This window comes from Tautonia sp. JC769 (genome assembly GCF_040717455.1).
Classification (GTDB): Bacteria; Planctomycetota; Planctomycetia; order Isosphaerales; family Isosphaeraceae; genus Tautonia.
Genome location: NZ_JBFEFH010000029.1, coordinates 36,536 through 53,150, shown reverse-complemented (window position 1 = coordinate 53,150; position 16,615 = coordinate 36,536). Strand labels below are relative to the sequence as shown.

General features: G+C 70.3%; 14 protein-coding genes. 5 read left to right on the top strand and 9 right to left on the bottom strand.

Annotation, left to right across the window (positions count from 1 at the left end; all coding sequences use genetic code 11):
* Positions 1–92 precede the first annotated feature (92 nt).
* From AB1L88_RS22585 to AB1L88_RS22555, 7 genes are all read right to left on the bottom strand, one after another.
* Complete coding sequence (locus tag AB1L88_RS22585) at positions 93–608, bottom strand: DUF1579 domain-containing protein (RefSeq protein ID WP_367098956.1); 516 nt, start codon at positions 606–608, stop codon at positions 93–95.
* A 221-nt stretch (positions 609–829) separates the two neighbouring features.
* The gene (locus AB1L88_RS22580; protein ID WP_367098955.1) at positions 830–2,035 is read right to left on the bottom strand and encodes a hypothetical protein; all 1,206 of its coding nucleotides are present in this window, start codon (positions 2,033–2,035) and stop codon (positions 830–832) included.
* Between the two features lie 61 nt (positions 2,036–2,096).
* Entirely contained in the window at positions 2,097–2,684 is a 588-nt protein-coding gene (locus AB1L88_RS22575) for a hypothetical protein (RefSeq protein ID WP_367098954.1), read from the bottom strand.
* A 478-nt stretch (positions 2,685–3,162) separates the two neighbouring features.
* Entirely contained in the window at positions 3,163–3,621 is a 459-nt protein-coding gene (locus AB1L88_RS22570; protein WP_367098953.1) for a hypothetical protein, read from the bottom strand.
* 104 nt (positions 3,622–3,725) lie between these two features.
* The gene (locus tag AB1L88_RS22565) at positions 3,726–4,700 is read right to left on the bottom strand and encodes a bile acid:sodium symporter family protein (RefSeq protein ID WP_367098952.1); all 975 of its coding nucleotides are present in this window, start codon (positions 4,698–4,700) and stop codon (positions 3,726–3,728) included.
* Positions 4,701–4,987: 287 nt separating this feature from the next.
* The gene (locus tag AB1L88_RS22560) at positions 4,988–5,887 is read right to left on the bottom strand and encodes an NAD(+)/NADH kinase (protein ID WP_367098951.1); all 900 of its coding nucleotides are present in this window, start codon (positions 5,885–5,887) and stop codon (positions 4,988–4,990) included.
* A gap of 96 nt (positions 5,888–5,983) precedes the next feature.
* Complete coding sequence (locus tag AB1L88_RS22555) at positions 5,984–7,108, bottom strand: Ca2+-dependent phosphoinositide-specific phospholipase C (protein WP_367098950.1); 1,125 nt, start codon at positions 7,106–7,108, stop codon at positions 5,984–5,986.
* Positions 7,109–7,460: 352 nt separating this feature from the next.
* On the opposite strand from AB1L88_RS22555, the gene AB1L88_RS22550 reads away from it, so the two are divergent.
* From AB1L88_RS22550 to AB1L88_RS22540, 3 genes are all read left to right on the top strand, one after another.
* The gene (locus AB1L88_RS22550) at positions 7,461–8,540 is read left to right on the top strand and encodes a site-2 protease family protein (protein WP_367098949.1); all 1,080 of its coding nucleotides are present in this window, start codon (positions 7,461–7,463) and stop codon (positions 8,538–8,540) included.
* 7 nt (positions 8,541–8,547) lie between these two features.
* The gene (locus tag AB1L88_RS22545) at positions 8,548–9,315 is read left to right on the top strand and encodes a homocysteine S-methyltransferase family protein (RefSeq protein WP_367098948.1); all 768 of its coding nucleotides are present in this window, start codon (positions 8,548–8,550) and stop codon (positions 9,313–9,315) included.
* Positions 9,316–9,400: 85 nt separating this feature from the next.
* Entirely contained in the window at positions 9,401–10,708 is a 1,308-nt protein-coding gene (locus tag AB1L88_RS22540; RefSeq protein WP_367098947.1) for a glycosyltransferase family 4 protein, read from the top strand.
* Positions 10,709–11,184: 476 nt separating this feature from the next.
* On the opposite strand, the gene AB1L88_RS22535 is transcribed toward AB1L88_RS22540, so the two are convergent.
* The gene (locus AB1L88_RS22535) at positions 11,185–12,591 is read right to left on the bottom strand and encodes an ammonium transporter (protein WP_367098946.1); all 1,407 of its coding nucleotides are present in this window, start codon (positions 12,589–12,591) and stop codon (positions 11,185–11,187) included.
* 497 nt (positions 12,592–13,088) lie between these two features.
* Here AB1L88_RS22535 and AB1L88_RS22530 point away from each other — a divergent pair, with 497 nt between their 5' ends.
* The gene (locus tag AB1L88_RS22530; RefSeq protein ID WP_367098945.1) at positions 13,089–14,648 is read left to right on the top strand and encodes a tyrosinase family protein; all 1,560 of its coding nucleotides are present in this window, start codon (positions 13,089–13,091) and stop codon (positions 14,646–14,648) included.
* 230 nt (positions 14,649–14,878) lie between these two features.
* Complete coding sequence (locus AB1L88_RS22525) at positions 14,879–15,388, top strand: hypothetical protein (RefSeq protein ID WP_367098944.1); 510 nt, start codon at positions 14,879–14,881, stop codon at positions 15,386–15,388.
* Between the two features lie 122 nt (positions 15,389–15,510).
* On the opposite strand, the gene AB1L88_RS22520 is transcribed toward AB1L88_RS22525, so the two are convergent.
* Complete coding sequence (locus tag AB1L88_RS22520) at positions 15,511–16,365, bottom strand: endonuclease/exonuclease/phosphatase family protein (RefSeq protein ID WP_367098943.1); 855 nt, start codon at positions 16,363–16,365, stop codon at positions 15,511–15,513.
* Positions 16,366–16,615 lie beyond the last annotated feature (250 nt).

Sequence of the window (16,615 nt, the reverse complement as noted above, 5' to 3'; positions counted from 1 at the left end):
CGCGATCGATCGATCGGGCGGGATGGGATCGCATGGGATGGGACGGGCCGGGCCGAGGGGGCGAACTCCCCGGGCCCGGCCCCGTCGATCGATCAGGCGGATCGGCGTTCGAGGGCGGCGCCGGGGCTCGAAGGGCGGCGCGTGTAATGCATGGTCATGAAGGGGATCCAGGTGCCCTCGTCGGAGAGGAGCTGCGACCGCATGATCCGGCGGTCGTCGTCCACCAGCTCGATGATGTCCTGATAGCGCGACAGCCCCGAGCCGGTGAAGCTGGGGCCCTCGGCGTCGAGGGTGAGGATGCGGGCGTCGGCGTCGAGCGACCCCTGGTAGGTCCAGAGGTGTGTCATGACCGAGGCCACGAAGGTCCCGGTGAAGCGCCCGGACGCCGGGTCGAAGCCGAGGGTCATCACCGAGACGGACGACTGACCGTCGGGCGTCGTGCCGAGGATCTCGGCGACCGTCCAGAGGCCCCCGAGCGACCGGACCACCTCGGTCCCGCTCGAGGTCATGGGCGGCTGGTCCGGCCCCATGACGCACTCCATCTCGTACGACCATTCGCCGACCAGCGCATCAAGCCAGCGGTGCTCTCGACTGGGTTCCGCGTGCATCGATCCCTCCTCCGCTCGGGGGGGGTGTGCCGGGGCGATCCCCGGGCACACGAAGGAACCGGCCCACCTGTCCACACGAACAGGCGTCGGCCGGATTCGTGGAGTTCTCCCACAAGATCGGCAGATTGTCAACAGGCGTACACTCAAAATCGGGCAAGCTGTCGATACGACGCTCCGGCGGAAGGGGCGGGGGCGTCGGCGGGGTCTGTCGGGAAGGCTGCTCAGCGTGCGAGGCGATCGGCGAGGAACCGTCGGAGCCAGACGGCGGCGTCGGGGTCGATGATGGGGGTGAGGGTGCTCGACCGGTCGCCACGAAGGGCGATGAGCCGGCAGGTCGGGTTGAGTTCGACCTGCTCGACGTCCTGGACCGGGAGCCGGCGCGTGCTCGGTCGCCCTCGATCGAAGGTGGTGGCGAGCCACTCCGTCGGGCCGGCCTCGATCCGCCAGCCCGACGGCGGCACCCCGCCCCGGATCGTGCGGCCGAACTCGGCCATCCCGCCCAGGATGAACCGCATGACGCCCAGCCAAACGGCCGTGAAGCCGACGAGGAAGACGGTCCCGAACACCTTGTCGGCCGGTTTCCCGTTGAACTGGAAGGGCACGTCCCAGACCCAGAGCGTGACGACCTCGAAGGCGGCCAGCGCGACGAAGAGGATGAGACACCCCCGGGTCAGGCAGCCGATGCGCCGCCGGGTCGATTCGGGGGGGAGGAACGACTCGTGGCTGGCGAGGATCACCCGGTCGTCGTCTCGTCGGGTCAGGACACCGAACGGGGGAGAGGCGGGATCGAAGGGGGCCTCGTCGTCGGGTCGGGCCGCGCGGGCGATCCCCCGGAGTCCGTCCAGCAAGGGGACGCCGAGGAACGCCGCCAGCCGGTCGCCGGCCGCGACGCTCCACTCGCGATCGGCGTGGGTGGAGAGGTTCCGGCGGGTCCAGGCCCCCTCGTCGTCCTTGAAAACCAGGTTGAGCTGGAAGGTCTGATAGGAATCGTCGTCGGACGAACGGACGCCGCCGTCGATGACCTGGACCGCGCGGATCTCGGCGAGCGGTCGCGAGGAGGGGGACCAGGGCGACCGGATCTCCAGGCGTCCCGTCTCCCGATCGAACAGGATGCGGCGGCGACCGAGCAGGATCAGCAGGCCGATGGCGAGGAACAGCGCCCCGATCCCGGCGAAGATCGCGACGCCGGGTTCCTCGGGCATCCGGGCCAGGCCGGCCAGCAAGGCGACCCCGCCGAGCGCCGCGAAGACGGCCCCGATCAGGTGAGACGTGACGCTCGGCCCGAGCACCCGACGGTGCGGGCCGTCGCCTCGGACGGCCACGTCTCGGAAATTGGCCGAGGACGTGCCCGTCAGCGGGGCCGTCTCGACCTCGAACCACCAGGGCGGCCGTCCTGGCGGCTCGCGATCGGGGACGGTGGGATTCAAAGGGGTTGTCTCATCCGAGGCCGGGCCGGCGGGGCCGCGGTTCGACGGCCCCCGCCCCCCTTTACCAGCCGTAGAACCCGCCGTAGGGCGAGCCGTAGCGCGGGAATACTCGGGAGCCGATGCCGAGCTGGAACCCGATTCCCACCCCGGAGCCGTAGCCGGCGCCGTAGCCGTAGGGCGTCCCGTAGCCGTAGGAGTAGGGCGACCCGTAATTGGACGAGTACCCGTACGGATACGAGGCCTCATAGGCATACGGATAGGCCGTCTGGTAGCTGAAGCCCGAATCAAAATTCAGGCCCGGGTTGTAGGCATAGCCGCGTCCCCAGCCGCGGTGTCGGCCGGGGCCGTATCCGGAGCCGTAGCCGAACCCGCCGGCGGGGTAGATGGGCTGATCGGAGTAGAGGCCGGGGGCGACCGGGGCCTGCCGGGGGGGGAGCCCCCGGGCCTGGTCCCAGTAGTAGCCGAGGGGCACATACGGCGTCCCCCAGATGCGTTGCATGGCGTTGAAGCGGTCTTCCCAGAAGTCGTTTCCCTGGCCGACCGCCGCCGAGGCGATCGCCGCCGCCGAGGTGGCGGAGGCCCCTCGGGCCGTCGTCGTCGTCAGCGTCGTCGGGCCGATCGCCAGCAAGGCGACGGCCGCGGTTGTCATCAGCCCGATCCTGGTCCACGGGTGCCGAGTCATCGTTGAGCCCTCCTCCTTTGGGGTCGGGCCGTCGGATCGGCCCATCAGGATACCTCCTGGACCCTTTCCTCATGCAGCAAAGCCCGTGCCCAGCCGTACCGGCACGGGGATTGCCCTCGACCCGGAGGAGCACACTCGTCGGGACGCCAGACACCTCGCGGGAGGGACTGCCGGGGTGAGCATCCGCCGGCGCCTCCGACCGACCGACCGGACGGCCCCGGCCCCGTCGCCCCGGTCGAGGGGAGCGGGTTGGGTGCGGCGGCCTCGGCCGGCGTGCAAGGCTTCGGGTGCTTGACGAGGCCCCCACCCGGCCTGCGGCGCCCCTCGTCCCCGCGAGCGGGGGCGAGGGGCGGGACGGATGGCGTGCCGCTCCGACGAACGGGGCCGAGGGCCGGCGTCGGGCCGGACGCCGGCAGGTCGCGCGATCGGGTCGGCCCGGGGGCGATCAGTTGCCGGCGGCGGCGGCGGGGGCCTTCTTCAGGACGAAGAGGTGCTGGGTCGGGGCCTTCGGCTCGAAGGACTCGGGGTAGTCGGTGCCGCCGAAATCGTAGATGAGCGTGAGTTCGTTGCCGTCGTGCCTGGCCAGGGCCTTGGCCTTCACGCCGACGGCGTCTTCCATGAGCGAGGACTTGACGATTTCGAGGGTGGCCCGGTAGGTGCCCTCCTCGGGCTCGTCGTCGATGACGTAGCGGATCTCGAACTGCACGGCGCCGTCGTCGCCGATCAGGGAGAGCTTGCCCTCCTCGATCGTGACGGTGTTGCCCTTCAGGTCGTCGGCGGCGACGGGCTGGTCGCCGCGCTGGCCCTTGACGTAGGAGTAGGTCCCGAACGGATCTTGCGCGCCGGCAAGGCTCGGGGCGAGGAGCACGGCCACCAGGCCGGGGATCAACAGCCGAGCGATCATGGAAAGGTCCTTTGGTTCGTGGGACAACCCTGCGAGGGGGATCGGACCGACCGGCCGAGATCGACGCCGACGACGACGCCACCGTCGATCCCGGTCGGCGACGATCATACCCGCTGGGCATCCTCCGGGCGCGGGTCGGCCGGGGATCGGTCGGCGCGGATCGACCACCACGACGCCAACGCGGTGCCGGTGAGCATGCAGCCGAAGGTATAGAGCGCACACGGGATGGCCGCGGCGGGGCGGTCGGGGAAGAGGGTCAGGGCCATGGTGGTGCCGAGCCCGGCGTTCTGCATGCCGACTTCGAGGGTCAGGGCACGCCGCATCGGCGGGTCGACCCGGAGCAATCGGCCGCCGAGGTCCCCGGCGAGGTAGCCGAGCAGGTTGACCGCCAGCAGGGCTGTGATCAACTGAAGGCTCGGCCCGGCCAGGCGGTCGCGGTTGCTGGCGACGACGACGGCAATAATCCAGAGGATCACCAGGTTCGCCACCAGCGAGGCGACCGGCCCGTCGAGCCGGTGGCGACGCCGGGGCAGGCGGCCGATCGCGTGGCCGAGCCCGACCGGCACGACCACGAAGAGCGCCAGTTGCCGCATGGCCTCGACCGCCGGGAAGTCGACCGAGACGCCGCCGAGCGTCCAGCGGAGGGCCAGCGGGACGACCAGCGGAGAGGCCAGGGTCGCGGCCGTGGTCAGGCCGACGGAGTAGCTGACGTTGCCCCGGGCCATCAGGGTCAGGACGTTCGAGGCCATCGCCCCCGGCACGCAGCCGACGAGCATCAGGCCGACCGTGGCATCGGCATCGAGCCGGGCGACGCTCGCCGTGGCCACGGCGAGCAAGGGCATGCTGGCATATTGAATCGCCGTGCCGCCGAGCACGCTCGGCCAGCGCCGGGCGACCCGGGCCACCTCGTCGCCCGGCAATCGCCAGCCGATGGCGAACATCGCCAGGGCGATCAAGGCCCACAGGCCCGATCGGCTGGCGAGGAAGGGATCGGACGCGGCCGATCCGAACAGCCCCGGCCAGGCGAAGGCCAGGGCCGAGAGGATCACCAGCGCCAGCAGCAGGAGGAGAGATCGCATGAGGGGAGTCACACGTCAAAACGATTATGGGCGTCCACAAGATCAGGAAGGCCGGGCGAGGGGGAGGTGCGTCTTCGAGGACGCGACGGCACCCGACTACCGCTTCCAGTCGAAATTGGTGGGATTCGGGTGCCCCGGGTTCCGCGCAGCGGACCCCGGGCCGGGGGCGGCAGGCCGAAGCAGCTCCGCCCGGGGTCCGCTGCGCGGAACCCGGGGCACCCACTGAAAAACGTGACCCCACCGATTCAGACTGGAAGCGGGACTACGGGGCTTCGAGGACGAGACCATCAGGGGCCCCCGGAGCCGGAGCGGCGATCGAGGGCGGGGTCGGTCCCCCAGCCGAGCTTGTCGCGGAGGGTCCGGTAGAAGAGATGGCCGGAGAGGCGGACCATCGGGAACGGCGTCTCGCCGCGACGGACGGCGAGGCGGTCGCCGGGGGCGAGCGGCTCCTGCATCTGGCCGTCGATGACGGCGGTGACGGCCTGGCCCTCGGTCAGGCTCGGGATGACCTCGTACCACTTGTGCGAGGCATCGACCAGGGGGCGCTGGGTGAGCGTGTGGGCGCAGATCGGTGTAATCACGAACATCTGGGCATTCGGCGGCAGGATCGGGCCGCCGGCCGAGAGGCTGTGGCCGGTCGATCCGACCGGGGTGGCCAGGATCAGGCCGTCGCCCCGGTAGCTGATGACGCTCTCGCCGTCGATCCGGAGGCCCAGCTCGATCAGGTGGAACGGCGGCGCGGCCCGCAGGACGACGTCGTTCAGCCCCCGGTAGACGAGGGTCTGGCCGTCGGTGCGGCGGATGGTGCAGTCGAGCGTCATCAGGTTCTCGACCGTGAAGCGCCGGGCGGCCAGATCGGCCAGGCGGTCGCGGAGCCCGGTCGGGGTCAGGTCGGCCAGGAAGCCGAGCCGGCCGAGATTGACGCCGAGGACCGGGATCGGCTGGTCTCCCATCCGCCGGGCCGTGTGCAGGACCGTGCCGTCGCCGCCGAGGACGAGCGCGATGTCGGCCTCCAGCCCGGACAGGTCGGAATCGCTCCCCAGGTCGACGACGGCCAGCTCCAGGCCCGGCTGGCCCTGGATCTCGGCGGCCAGGCCGCCCGAGGTGGAGATCACGTCGGGCTTCGTGCCGTTGCCGAGCACGGCGATCCGCAACGGTCCGGCGGGCGAGCTGCTGGGCTCGGACATGAACGGCTCCGAATCGAGGGCACCAGGGGGGGAGGACGCAGCGGCGTCGTGCGATGCGCGACGGGGCGGGGACGCGACCGGCTCACGGGTCACGGATCACGGGTCACGCGATCCCGTCGCGTCATTCCCGACGGCAATCGGGTTGCGAATCGCCTCGGCGAGGCCGGGCAAGGAGACGCGGTACTCGGTGAACCGGGGGTCGGGCTCGGGGTAGTCGGTGCTGATGAACTGGGCCCCGCTGGCGAAGGCCCGGTCGCGTCGGGTCGTGTCGCCCGACCGGGCCTGACGGGTGTCGGCGTCGGCCCGGGTCCGGACGAGGAAACCGGCGCGGACGAGTGTCTGGATCTCGTCGAACTGGCCGATCGGGTCGTTCCGCTTGAACCAGGCGGCGGCGGGGTGATCGGTGCTCCCGGCGTCGGCGAACATGACGCGCCCGGCGAGGTTCGCGTGCCCATCGAGGTAGAGGTCCCGGATCCGGTCGGTATTGTCGAGCGCGAGGAGGACCCGGCCGCGAGCCTCGGCCAGGCGGGGCCAGCCGCGGGCCCGGAGGGCTTCGGGGAGGGTGTCGAAGTCCCCGCGGACGTCGTCGGGCGTGAGCACATGACCCGGCTCGAAGGCGGAGCGGAGGGCCTGCTCGATCGTGTCGAGGGCCTCGGCGTCGATCGGGGCCGGTCGGGAGAGCCCCGGCACGGCCTGATCTTTCAGCTCAAGAAGGATGAGGATGGGCAGGTGCTCGGGGTGGGCCTTCGACCAGTCGCGGACCTGGGCGAGGGCGTCGGCGAGGGTCGGGGCGGTGCTCAGGTAGTCGATGTCCTGCACGTGGAGGACCTTCGGGCCGGGCGGGTCGAGCACGCCTCCGCGGTTCGGGTCGGGGCCGGGGTCCTCGCCGCGCCCGATGAGGGCGGCGCGGGCCATCGGCCGGGAAAAGAGGCCGCCGTCGGGGTCGGCGAAGATGTCCAGCTCGATCTGACGGATCTGGAGCCTGCCGAACTGCTCGGCCAGGGGGCGGTGGGAGTAGTCGATCGCCTCGGCCTGCCGGGGGCTGAGGGCGGCGACCATGCCCATCACCCCGGGGCTGGGGGCGAGGTGATACGAGTTGTGCGTGCCGACGACCTGGATCTGATTGAGGCGGAGGTCGTCGTCGATCGGGTCGTCGGTCGGCCCGGACGCGACGGCCGCCGGCATCGCGAGCGCGAGGAGGAGGAACAGCGAGGCGATCATGGGGGCCGTCTCCGGACATGGAGCATGGGTCGGGCCGAGGCCGGGTCGACCAGGATCGGGCGGGCCGCTCCCCCCGCCTGCCCGGAGGATCGGGGCCGGTCGTGCTCCCCATTCTAGCGAGCCCGGGGGCGGAGATCCCGGGAGAGGCGGATTCGTGCGTCCTCGAAGACTCGACGGCATCCTACAAAAGCACGGTCGCCCGTCGGACGTCGCGATCGTGCCACCTGCAACGGGGGGCCTCGTTGCGAGGCCGGGGGGAGAGTTGCTAGACTGGATCGTGCGCAAAAAGCGACAGTGGCGAGCATCCCGATTCGAGCAAATCCCGCCCGGTTCCCCCCGCGAGTGGACCGCCATGTCCGATCCGTTCTCCTGGTCGATCAACCTGGGCCGATGGGCGGGCGTCCCGGTCAGGTTGCATTTCCTCTTGATCGTCTTCGTCGTCGTGAAGCTGCTGGGCGCCAGCCTGCTCGACAGCGAGGACGAGGTCGATTTGCTGGAGACGCTCGCCTGGCTCGGCCTGCTGGCGTTGGCGCTCGGCGTGCACGAGCTGGGGCACATCGCGGCCAGCTATCGGCTCGACCTGGAGCCGGACGAGGTGCGGCTCTGGCCGCTCGGCAACTTCCAGGGGCCGCAGCCGGTCTCGATCGCCCGGGCCCGGGAGTCGATGGCCGTGGCCCTGGCCGGGCCGCTCACCAGCCTGAGCGTGGCGGCGATCCTGGGCGTCGGCCTGCTCTTCGCCGACGCCCGGATGACCCTCAACCCGTTCGGATCGGGCGGGTCGGGCAGCGGGGCGCCGACGATCGGCGGCGAGCCGGCCGAGGCGCTGGGGGCCATCTGGCTGGTCGGCTGGTTCGCGTACCTCAACTGGGTCCTGTTCCTGGCCAACGTGATCCCGGCCCTGCCGCTCGACGGCGGGCGGGTCTTGCGGGCGTACCTGGCCGGGCCGTCGCTGACGGCGACGCGAGACGGCCTGATCGCCCCGTGGATGGCCCGGTCGTTCGCCGTCTTGCTGGCGATCATCGGGGTGATCCGCCTGCTCTTTTACTCCGGCAGCGCGGGGGGGGTCGAGCTGATCGGCCTGGCCATCCTCATCGAGCTGATGGTCCGCTACGAGATGCGGATGCTCGAGGACGGCGGCTATTACGAGGACAACCTGTTCGGCTACGACTTCTCGGAAGGCTACACGAGCCTCGAAGGCAGCGGGCCGAAGGTCCGCCCGTACCGCGAGAACGCCCTGGTCCGCTGGCGACGGCGGCGCTCCGAGGCGCGCCGGCATCGGCAGGCGATCAAGGAGGCCGCCGAGGAGCGCCGGATGGACGAGATCCTGGCCAAGATCCACGACCAGGGGCGCGACGCCCTGACCCCCGAGGAACAGCGCTTCCTCACCCGCGTCAGCACGAAATACCGCAAGCGGCCCCGGTCGAGGGGCTGATCCGGCGATGATGCGACCGCTCGTGCTCGATGCCGCGATGGGCACCCGCCTGATCGCCCGAGGGCTCGACCTGACCCGGGACGACCCGAGCCTCTGGAACCTCGATCGGCCCGAGGCCGTCGCCGAGATCCACCGCCTCGACCTCGACGCCGGGGCCGACGCGATCACCACCAACACCTTCGGCGCGAACCGCAAGTGGCTGGCCCGCTACGGCCGGGCCGGCGACGTGGTGGCGATCAACCGCCAGGCGGCTTCGATCGCCCGAACACTGGCCGGGCCGGATCGAATCGTCCTCGGCTGCATCGGCCCGACCGCCCCCGGCACCGAGGACGAACTCGAACAGGCCCGGGCGCTCGCCGACGAAGGGGTCGATGCCCTGTTGCTGGAGACGAACGCGACGGCCGAGCCGATCGGCGGCCGCCTGCGGCGGCTTCACGCGGCCGTCGGCCTGCCGATGATCGTCACCTTCGCCCTGGTCGCCGATGACGACCCGCTGCCGGGACTCGACTTCGACCCGGACGAGGTCGGGCTTCGGGCGATCGGCTGGAACTGCATCCCGCCCGATCGGGCCGTGACCTTGCCCGGTCGTTTGCGACGGCCGGTGGACGTGCCGCTGGTGCTGCGGCCGTCGGGGGGGGCTTGGGAGGCCGAGGTCCCTCGCCTGCTCGATCGCGGCGTGCGGTATTTCGGCGGCTGCTGCGGGACGACCGAGGCCGACGTCGGGGCGCTGCGGCGGGCGATCGGCCCGCGGCGATCGGCGAGCGAATCGGGGTAGCCCGATCGGGCGATTCGTGGTACACGAACGGTTCGATTCGGGCCAGGGAGGGCCTGGGCACGCACCGGTGACAGGGAGGACGCCGATGAGGATCTGCATGGTCACCACCTTCTTCGGCGCGCAGAGCTTCGGCGGCGACGCGGCGTACGTCGAGCGCCTGGCCGGTGCGCTGGCCAGGAGGGGGCACGAGGTCCACGTCGCCCACTGCGTCGACGCGTTCGAGTCGGTCCGGGGGAAGCACCCGCTCCGCCCGTTCGAGCCGCCGCCGGGGGTCACGGTCCACCCGCTCAAGAGCAAGGCGGGCATCCTCTCTCCCATCGCCACCCAGGTCACCGGCCGCCCTTATTTCAAGGCCGAGGCCCTGAAGGCCCTGCTGGACGACGTGAAGACGGACGTCGTCCACTTCCACAACATCTCGCTCGTCGGCGGGCCGGCGGTGCTGGAGATGGGATCGCATGCCGTCCGGATCATGACGGCGCATGAGCACTGGCTCATCTGCCCGATGCACCTGCTCTGGAAGTACGACCGGCGGCGCTGCGAGAAGCAGGAGTGCGTCAAATGCAGCCTCGCCGGCAAGCGGCCGCCCCAGGCGTGGCGCTCGACCGGCCTGATCGACCGGTCGCTCCGGCAGCTCGATGCCCTGGTCTTCCCCAGCCGACACGCCCTTGAGGAGCACCGCGCCCGGGGGATCGGCGCCCCCCTGGTCCACCTCCCCTACTTCCTGCCCGATGACTGGTCGGGCGGGATCGAGGACGAGGAACCGGTCCCGACCGAGCGGCCCTACGTGGCGGCGGCCGGGCGCCTGGTCCGCATGAAGGGGTTCCAGCGCCTGATCCCGCTGATGCGTTACCTGCCCGAGGTCGACCTGCGGATCGCCGGGACCGGGCCGTATGAATCGCGCCTGCGAAGCCTGGCGAAGGGCCTGCCGAACGTGAAGTTCGAGGGGCTGCTGGGCCGCGAGGGGCTGGCCCGGCTCTTCCACGGGGCGAGGGCGGTGGTGGTGCCGTCCCTCTTCCCCGAGACGTTCGGCTATGTGGTGCTGGAGGCCTTCTCGGTCCGGACGCCGGTGATCGTCGACGTCGAGGGCGGTGCCCTGTACGAGAACGGCGTCGGCAGCGGCGGCGGGCTCGGCTACCGGAACGATGCCGAGCTGCTCTGGTCGATCCGCCGGCTCGTCCACGACGACGAGCTGCGCGAGGAGCTCTCGCACGCCGGCTTCTCGAGGCGGATCAACGAGTGGTCGGAGGCCGCCCACCTCGACCGCTACTTCGAGCTGATCGCCGGCATCCGCGCCGGCCGCGCCTCGAAGGGGCCCCACCTGGCGGCCATCGGCAAGACTCGGGCACATCCCGACGTCCCCGCGGAGACCCCGCAGACGGCCCGAGCCGACTGATCATCCCGAGCGCCCGACCGAGCGTCCCCTCGCTCAACCCTCGCCCCGAGAGCGGGGGAGCGTTGCGTTGCGGGCCACGGCGGCGGTCGTTCCAGATCCGGACGCTCCACCCTCGCCTCCCTTTGGGGGAGAGGGTGGCCGTCAGGCCGGGTGAGGGGGTGCCTGGCCGACGCGCCGAGCGTTGCGACCCGGACGGGGGCCCCTCACCCCGGCCCTGTCTCCCCACCCGTGGGGAGGGGGTGACAGAGTGCTCTTTCCCCTCGCCCCCGCGTGCGGGGGAGAGGATATGCCGGTTGAATTCGTGGTCCGGCGTCATCACTTTCCCCTCGCCCCCGCGTGCGGGGGAGAGGGGCGCCACGTCGCCGTCGATCGCCTCGCCTTTCCCCTCGCCCCCGCGTGCGGGGGAGAGGGTGGCCGTCAGGCCGGGCGAGGGGGTTCGCGGTCGAGTCGAATCGCGACCGACACGGGGAAACGCCTCAGGCGGGGCCGCCCGCGGCGACTTGGGGTTCGGGCTTCGGCTTCTCCACGTGGCCATTGCTGTGGCCGTTGCCGTTCGTGGGCACCGTCGCGGCGAGCAAATTGCCGCCGAGGGCCGATTCGCCGTGCTGGCTCAGGTCGAGCCCGATCAGCTCCTGCTCCTCGGTGACGCGGAGCGGGCTGATGAAATCGACCACCTTGTACAGGATCAATGACCCGAAGAAGGTGAAGGCCGAGACGAGCACGAGCGCCAGCATGTGATAGCCGAACAGGGTGAACTCCCCCTCGGCCAGGCCGCCGTCGGCGAAGACGGCGGTGAGGATCATCCCCACGATGCCGCCGATGCCGTGGCAGGGGAAGACGTCGAGCGTGTCGTCGAGCGTCGACTTCGTCTTCAGGTGGACGGCGACGTTGCTCACCACGCTGGCCACCAAGCCGATGACGATGCTCTCCCGGATCGTGACGAACCCGGCCGCCGGGGTGATCGCCACCAGGCCGACGACCGCGCCGATGCAGGCACCCAGCGCCGACGGCTTCTTGCCGAGCATCCAGTCCCAGAAGATCCAGGCGAGCATGGCCGCGGCCGACGCCGTGTTCGTGGTCGCAAATGCCAGGGCCGCGGCGTCATTGGCCCCGAGCGCCGACCCGGCGTTGAAGCCGAACCAGCCGAACCAGAGCATCCCCGTGCCCAGCAGGACGAACGGGATGTTGGCCGGCACGTGGCTCTCGCGGTTCTTGTGGCTGTGCCGCTGGCCGAGCAGCAACGCCCCGGCCAGGGCCGCGAACCCGGCCGACATGTGCACGACCGTGCCGCCGGCGAAGTCGAGCACGCCCCAGTTGCGCAGGAGGCCGTCCGGGTGCCAGGTCATGTGCGCCAGCGGCGAGTAGATCACCAGGCTGAACAGGACCATGAACAGCAGGTACGACGAGAACTTCACCCGCTCGGCGAACGACCCGGTGATCAACGCCGGCGTGATGATCGCGAACTTGAGCTGGAACATGGCGAACAGGACCAGCGGGATCGTCGGCGAGAGCGCCTCGCTCGTCTCGCCGCCGACGCCGTCGAACATCAGGAACGTCAGCGGGTTGCCGATGATCCCGCCGATGCTGTCGCCGAACGCCAGGCTGAAGCCGACGGCCACCCAGAGCAGGCTGATGACGCCCAGCGCGATCACGCTCTGCAGCATCGTCGAGACGACATTCTTGAAGCCGACCATGCCGCCGTAGAAGAACGACAGCCCCGGCGTCATCAGCAGCACCAGGGCCGCCGCCGTGAGCATCCAGGCCGTGTCTCCGGGGCTGATCTCCTCGCCGACGGGCACGCCCGACGACCATCCCGTCGCAAACAAGGCGACCAGGGCCAGAACCGCGAGTGCCAAAAACGGTAGCGATCGTGCGCGAATCATGGGCATTTCTGTGGTCAAAAGAGGCAACGATGGGGGGAGGCATCGGGCGGGCGGACGGGCCACATGCAGCCGAACTGAAGCGACAACCTCTTGCCAAATCGAAGGTTACGCAACATCGACTCGACCCGTTCCGGCCCGATGTTCGGGGGAGGCCCCAGGGGAGAGCGTCTACACAAGGCACGCCGCGTGCCAGGCGATCGGTCAGGCGGCCGCGCACCGCCCTTGCCGGGCGCATCGAGCCGATGTTCCGCGCACCGCGTCCCGCTCGGGCCAGACGATCACCCGCGTGACCTCGGCGCCTCGAATCGCCGCGATGCCGCGAACGCCTCGCAGGCCAGGGGTCATGAGCCATCGAATGCGGCCTAAAAACCAATGTGCCGACTTGCAGCCGCGTCCACCAGGCTTTACGATGTCGCCGCGCGGCTAATTGATGTTGATGCCTGCGCCTGTTTCGCCGAACCAGGCGAGCTCTTTGAGTTTTATGGAGTAGTTCCACCATGAATTGGCAACCCTCTCGCCGCCGTTTCGTCCAGGCAGGGCTCGTGGCCGGTGCGTCCGCGGTCCTGGGATCGCGCCACGGCCGAGCCGGCCTCACGCCAAGGCACGCGAACGACCTCCGAATCCGCAAGAGTGCCCTCGAACTGCCCGCCGACGACCCGGTCTTCGCGCAGTATGCCGAGGCCGTGAAGCGGATGCACCAGCTGCCCGAGACCGACGCGAGGAACTGGATCCGGCAGGCGAAGATCCATGCCGATCACTGCGTCCACGGCGGGCTCGACTTCTGTCCCTGGCACCGCCATTATTTGAACCAATTCGAGCAGATCTGCGGCGAACTGATCGGCGATCCCTCCTTCGCGCTGCCCTACTGGGACTGGAGCTTCGAGCGGGGGAAGATCCCCGACCCCTTCTTCGACGTCGACGCGCTCAACGTCGTCTTCTGGGACGACCCCGGCGTCTATAGCCCCCCGAACTGGCCGAATATCAATTCGAGGCCGATCCGGGCCATCGGCAAGGGCTTCGGGGTCCAGGACGACCCGGTCCGAGGGGGCGCCTTCATCAGTTCGAGGATCAATCAGATCCTCCGGCAGACCGATTTCAGGCGCTTCTCGCTGCAGTTGGAGGGGACGCCCCACAACTCCGGGCACGTGGTCGTCGGCTTCCCCGCCCAGGGCCGGCCGGGGCACATCGGGTCCGGGCTCTCGCCGCTCGACCCGCTCTTCTGGCTCCACCACTGCAACGTCGACCGCCTCTGGGCCCAGTGGCAACTGGCGGGCAACACCACCCCGACCTTCGACAGCGAGTTCAACGGGCAATTCGTCGATCGGGACGGGCAGCCCATCGACGTCCGCGCCCAGGACTCGATCGATTTCGAGGCCCTCGGCTATTCCTACCAGCAGTTCCAGGACCCGAGGGAGTTCCTCGACCTCGCCGGGATCGCCAATTTCGAGGACAACCAGCAACCGCTGCTCGCGGCCCTCCGCCTGGGAGGCGTCGAGGACCAACCGCGCCGCGTCCTCGGCGCCGTGCAGCCCGCAGAGGCGGTCGAGATCGGCGTGCCCAACACCTTCCCGGTCCCGGTCGAGAACCTGCTCGCCGCGCTCAACGAGACGGGCCCCGTGCGGGACGTCAGCCTGCCGAACCTCGCGGCCATGATGATGCGGGACGGCCGGCCGGAGGCCGATGAGCTGGCCCAGTTCGGGCGCGAGATCCCGGCCCGACGCCGGATCCTCTGCGCCTTGAAGGGCATCACCAGCTCCTTCGCCATCCCCCCGCTCGTCAACGTCTTCGTCAATTGCCCGTACCTCTCGCCGAGCACCCCGTTCACCGACATCCACTACGCCGACACCTTCTCGTTCTTCCAGGTCTTCGAACACGAAGGCGGGCACGACCACCACGCCGACGGCCAGAACTTCCTGGTCGACCTGACCGACGCCGTCGAGAAGGTCGGCCTGGCCAACCTCGACCAGATCCGGGTCCAGTTGATGCCCGTCACGGCGGCCGATCAGGAGAATCCCGGCAGCTTCTCCGTCGACTCGATCGAGATCTTCAGCGCCTGAGCCGGGGCCCGCGATGCCCAGGGACCGCACCGGACCGAGGTCCCGGGCATCGCGCCGCGGCTCCCCGTCCTCTCCCAGGGTCGCGAGGCCGAGCACGGGGCGAGGCCCGCGCCGAGGTCCCGTCGCGAGTCCTCCCCCCTCCTTTCCCCGGCCCCGGCCCCATCTACAATTCCGATGAAGAGTGGGCGACAATGTGGCGCACGGAGACCGCTCGTAGGGAGTCCTGAACCATGCGAGTCGAACTCGCGAGTCTGCTCGGAATGCTACTGACCTTCGGATGTGCCGAGGATCCGTCATCGGCGCCCGCGCCGGACCGTCCCGCCACGGCCACGGCCGGGCAGGCCGGCGGATCGCCGGACGAACCCGTCCGTGGCGACGCCGAGGAGCGGGAGACCTACACCATGAAGGCGACAACCGATTCCGATCCGTCGCTCGAAGTCCGCGTCCGGTGCGAATCGGAAGCGGCCAGCGAGGCCTACCGGGTCCAGGTCTTCGCCCTCGTGCCCGACGATTCCGCCGAGGGGGTCAAGAAGGTCCAGCTCGGCGGCCAGGACATCTTCAAGCCGCTCGCCAGGGGCGAAACCGCCTCAATCTTCATCGACCAGGTGGACCGAGACGCCTGGATCGAGGCCGGCGGCGGCCGCGAACTGAACCTCTCGCTCGAGGTCGAGCCCGCGGCCCCGGGCCGAGAGGCGCCCGACGTGTCGCTCCGGATCGTCGAGGCGACCCCGGAATCCTAGGCGCACCTCCCGATCGGACGGGGTGCGTCGAGAACCGAGGGGGAACGGCTCCGCTGCCGAGCGGTCGCTGCTCCCCCTTTTTTTTTTCGCGTCGCAGGCTTCCCCGCCGACGGGCGAAACCGTCAGTCGTCGTCCCCGACCCATTCGAGGACGGCGAAGATCGGGCTGTGGTCCGAGGCGACCGGCTCCTCGAGCACGCGGATCTCGGCCACGCGCCAGCGGCCTGCGGGGCGGACGAGGATGTAGTCGATCTGCCGGGTCGGGCCTTCGGAGGGGAAGGTCGGGAGGGGGTCGTCGTTGGTCCGGGTCCAGGTGGCGTCGAGGCGCTCAAGCGTCGGGCTGTCGGGCAGGGCGTTCAGGTCGCCCATCAGGATGGTCGGGCGGTCGGGATGCTCGGCGGCGACCTCGGCGATCAGGTCGGCCGAGGCCAGGCGTTCGTCGTTCGGCCCCCGGTAGTCGAAGTGGGTGGCGAGCACCCGGATCGGGCCGAGATCGCCGGGGCCTTGCACGTCGACCACCAGGCAGCCGCGCTGCTCCCCTTCGTAGAAGCTGGGCAGGTGGACGTTCCGCCGTCCGAGGATCGGCAGGCGAGTCAGCAGGGCGTTGCCGTACTCGCCCCCTTGGAGCGGGATGTTCCGCTCGAAGACGGCCTCGGTGCCGGTCAGGCGGGCCAGCTCGGCCGGCTGGTCGACGGAACCGGAGCGTGCAACATTCCGGTCCACTTCCTGCAAGGCGACGACATCCGGCTCGACCTCGTTGATGACGCGGGCGATCCGCTCCAGGTCCACCTCGTCGTCCAGCCCCCGGGCGTGGTGGATGTTGTAGCTCAAGACCCGGAGCCGCACCGGCTCGGCGTCCGGTTCTTCGGCCGAGGCCGGGGGCGTCAGCCCCGCGGTCAAGGCGATGGCGGCCATCCAGGCGGACAGGGCTCGAATCAGTAAAACGCGGCGCGACGGGCGGAGTGGCTCGGGGGGCATGGCGGCCTCTGTCAAAGTGGGGTGAGACTCTCGGGGAGGTTCAATTCCGAAACGACCTGGCCGCCAGTGTAGCGAGGAGCCGTCGATCGGGGCAGCCTTCGGGGTCAATCAAGCCCGTGCCGTGAGCGTGGGAGCGACGGCCCAACCCCCAAAGGGTGGCCCCTCGCCCGGGAACGATGGATGGTGGATCGGAGGAAGGACCGTTCAACCCGGGCGAGGGGCCTTTTCTTCCTCTCGGAAGAGCCGAAGG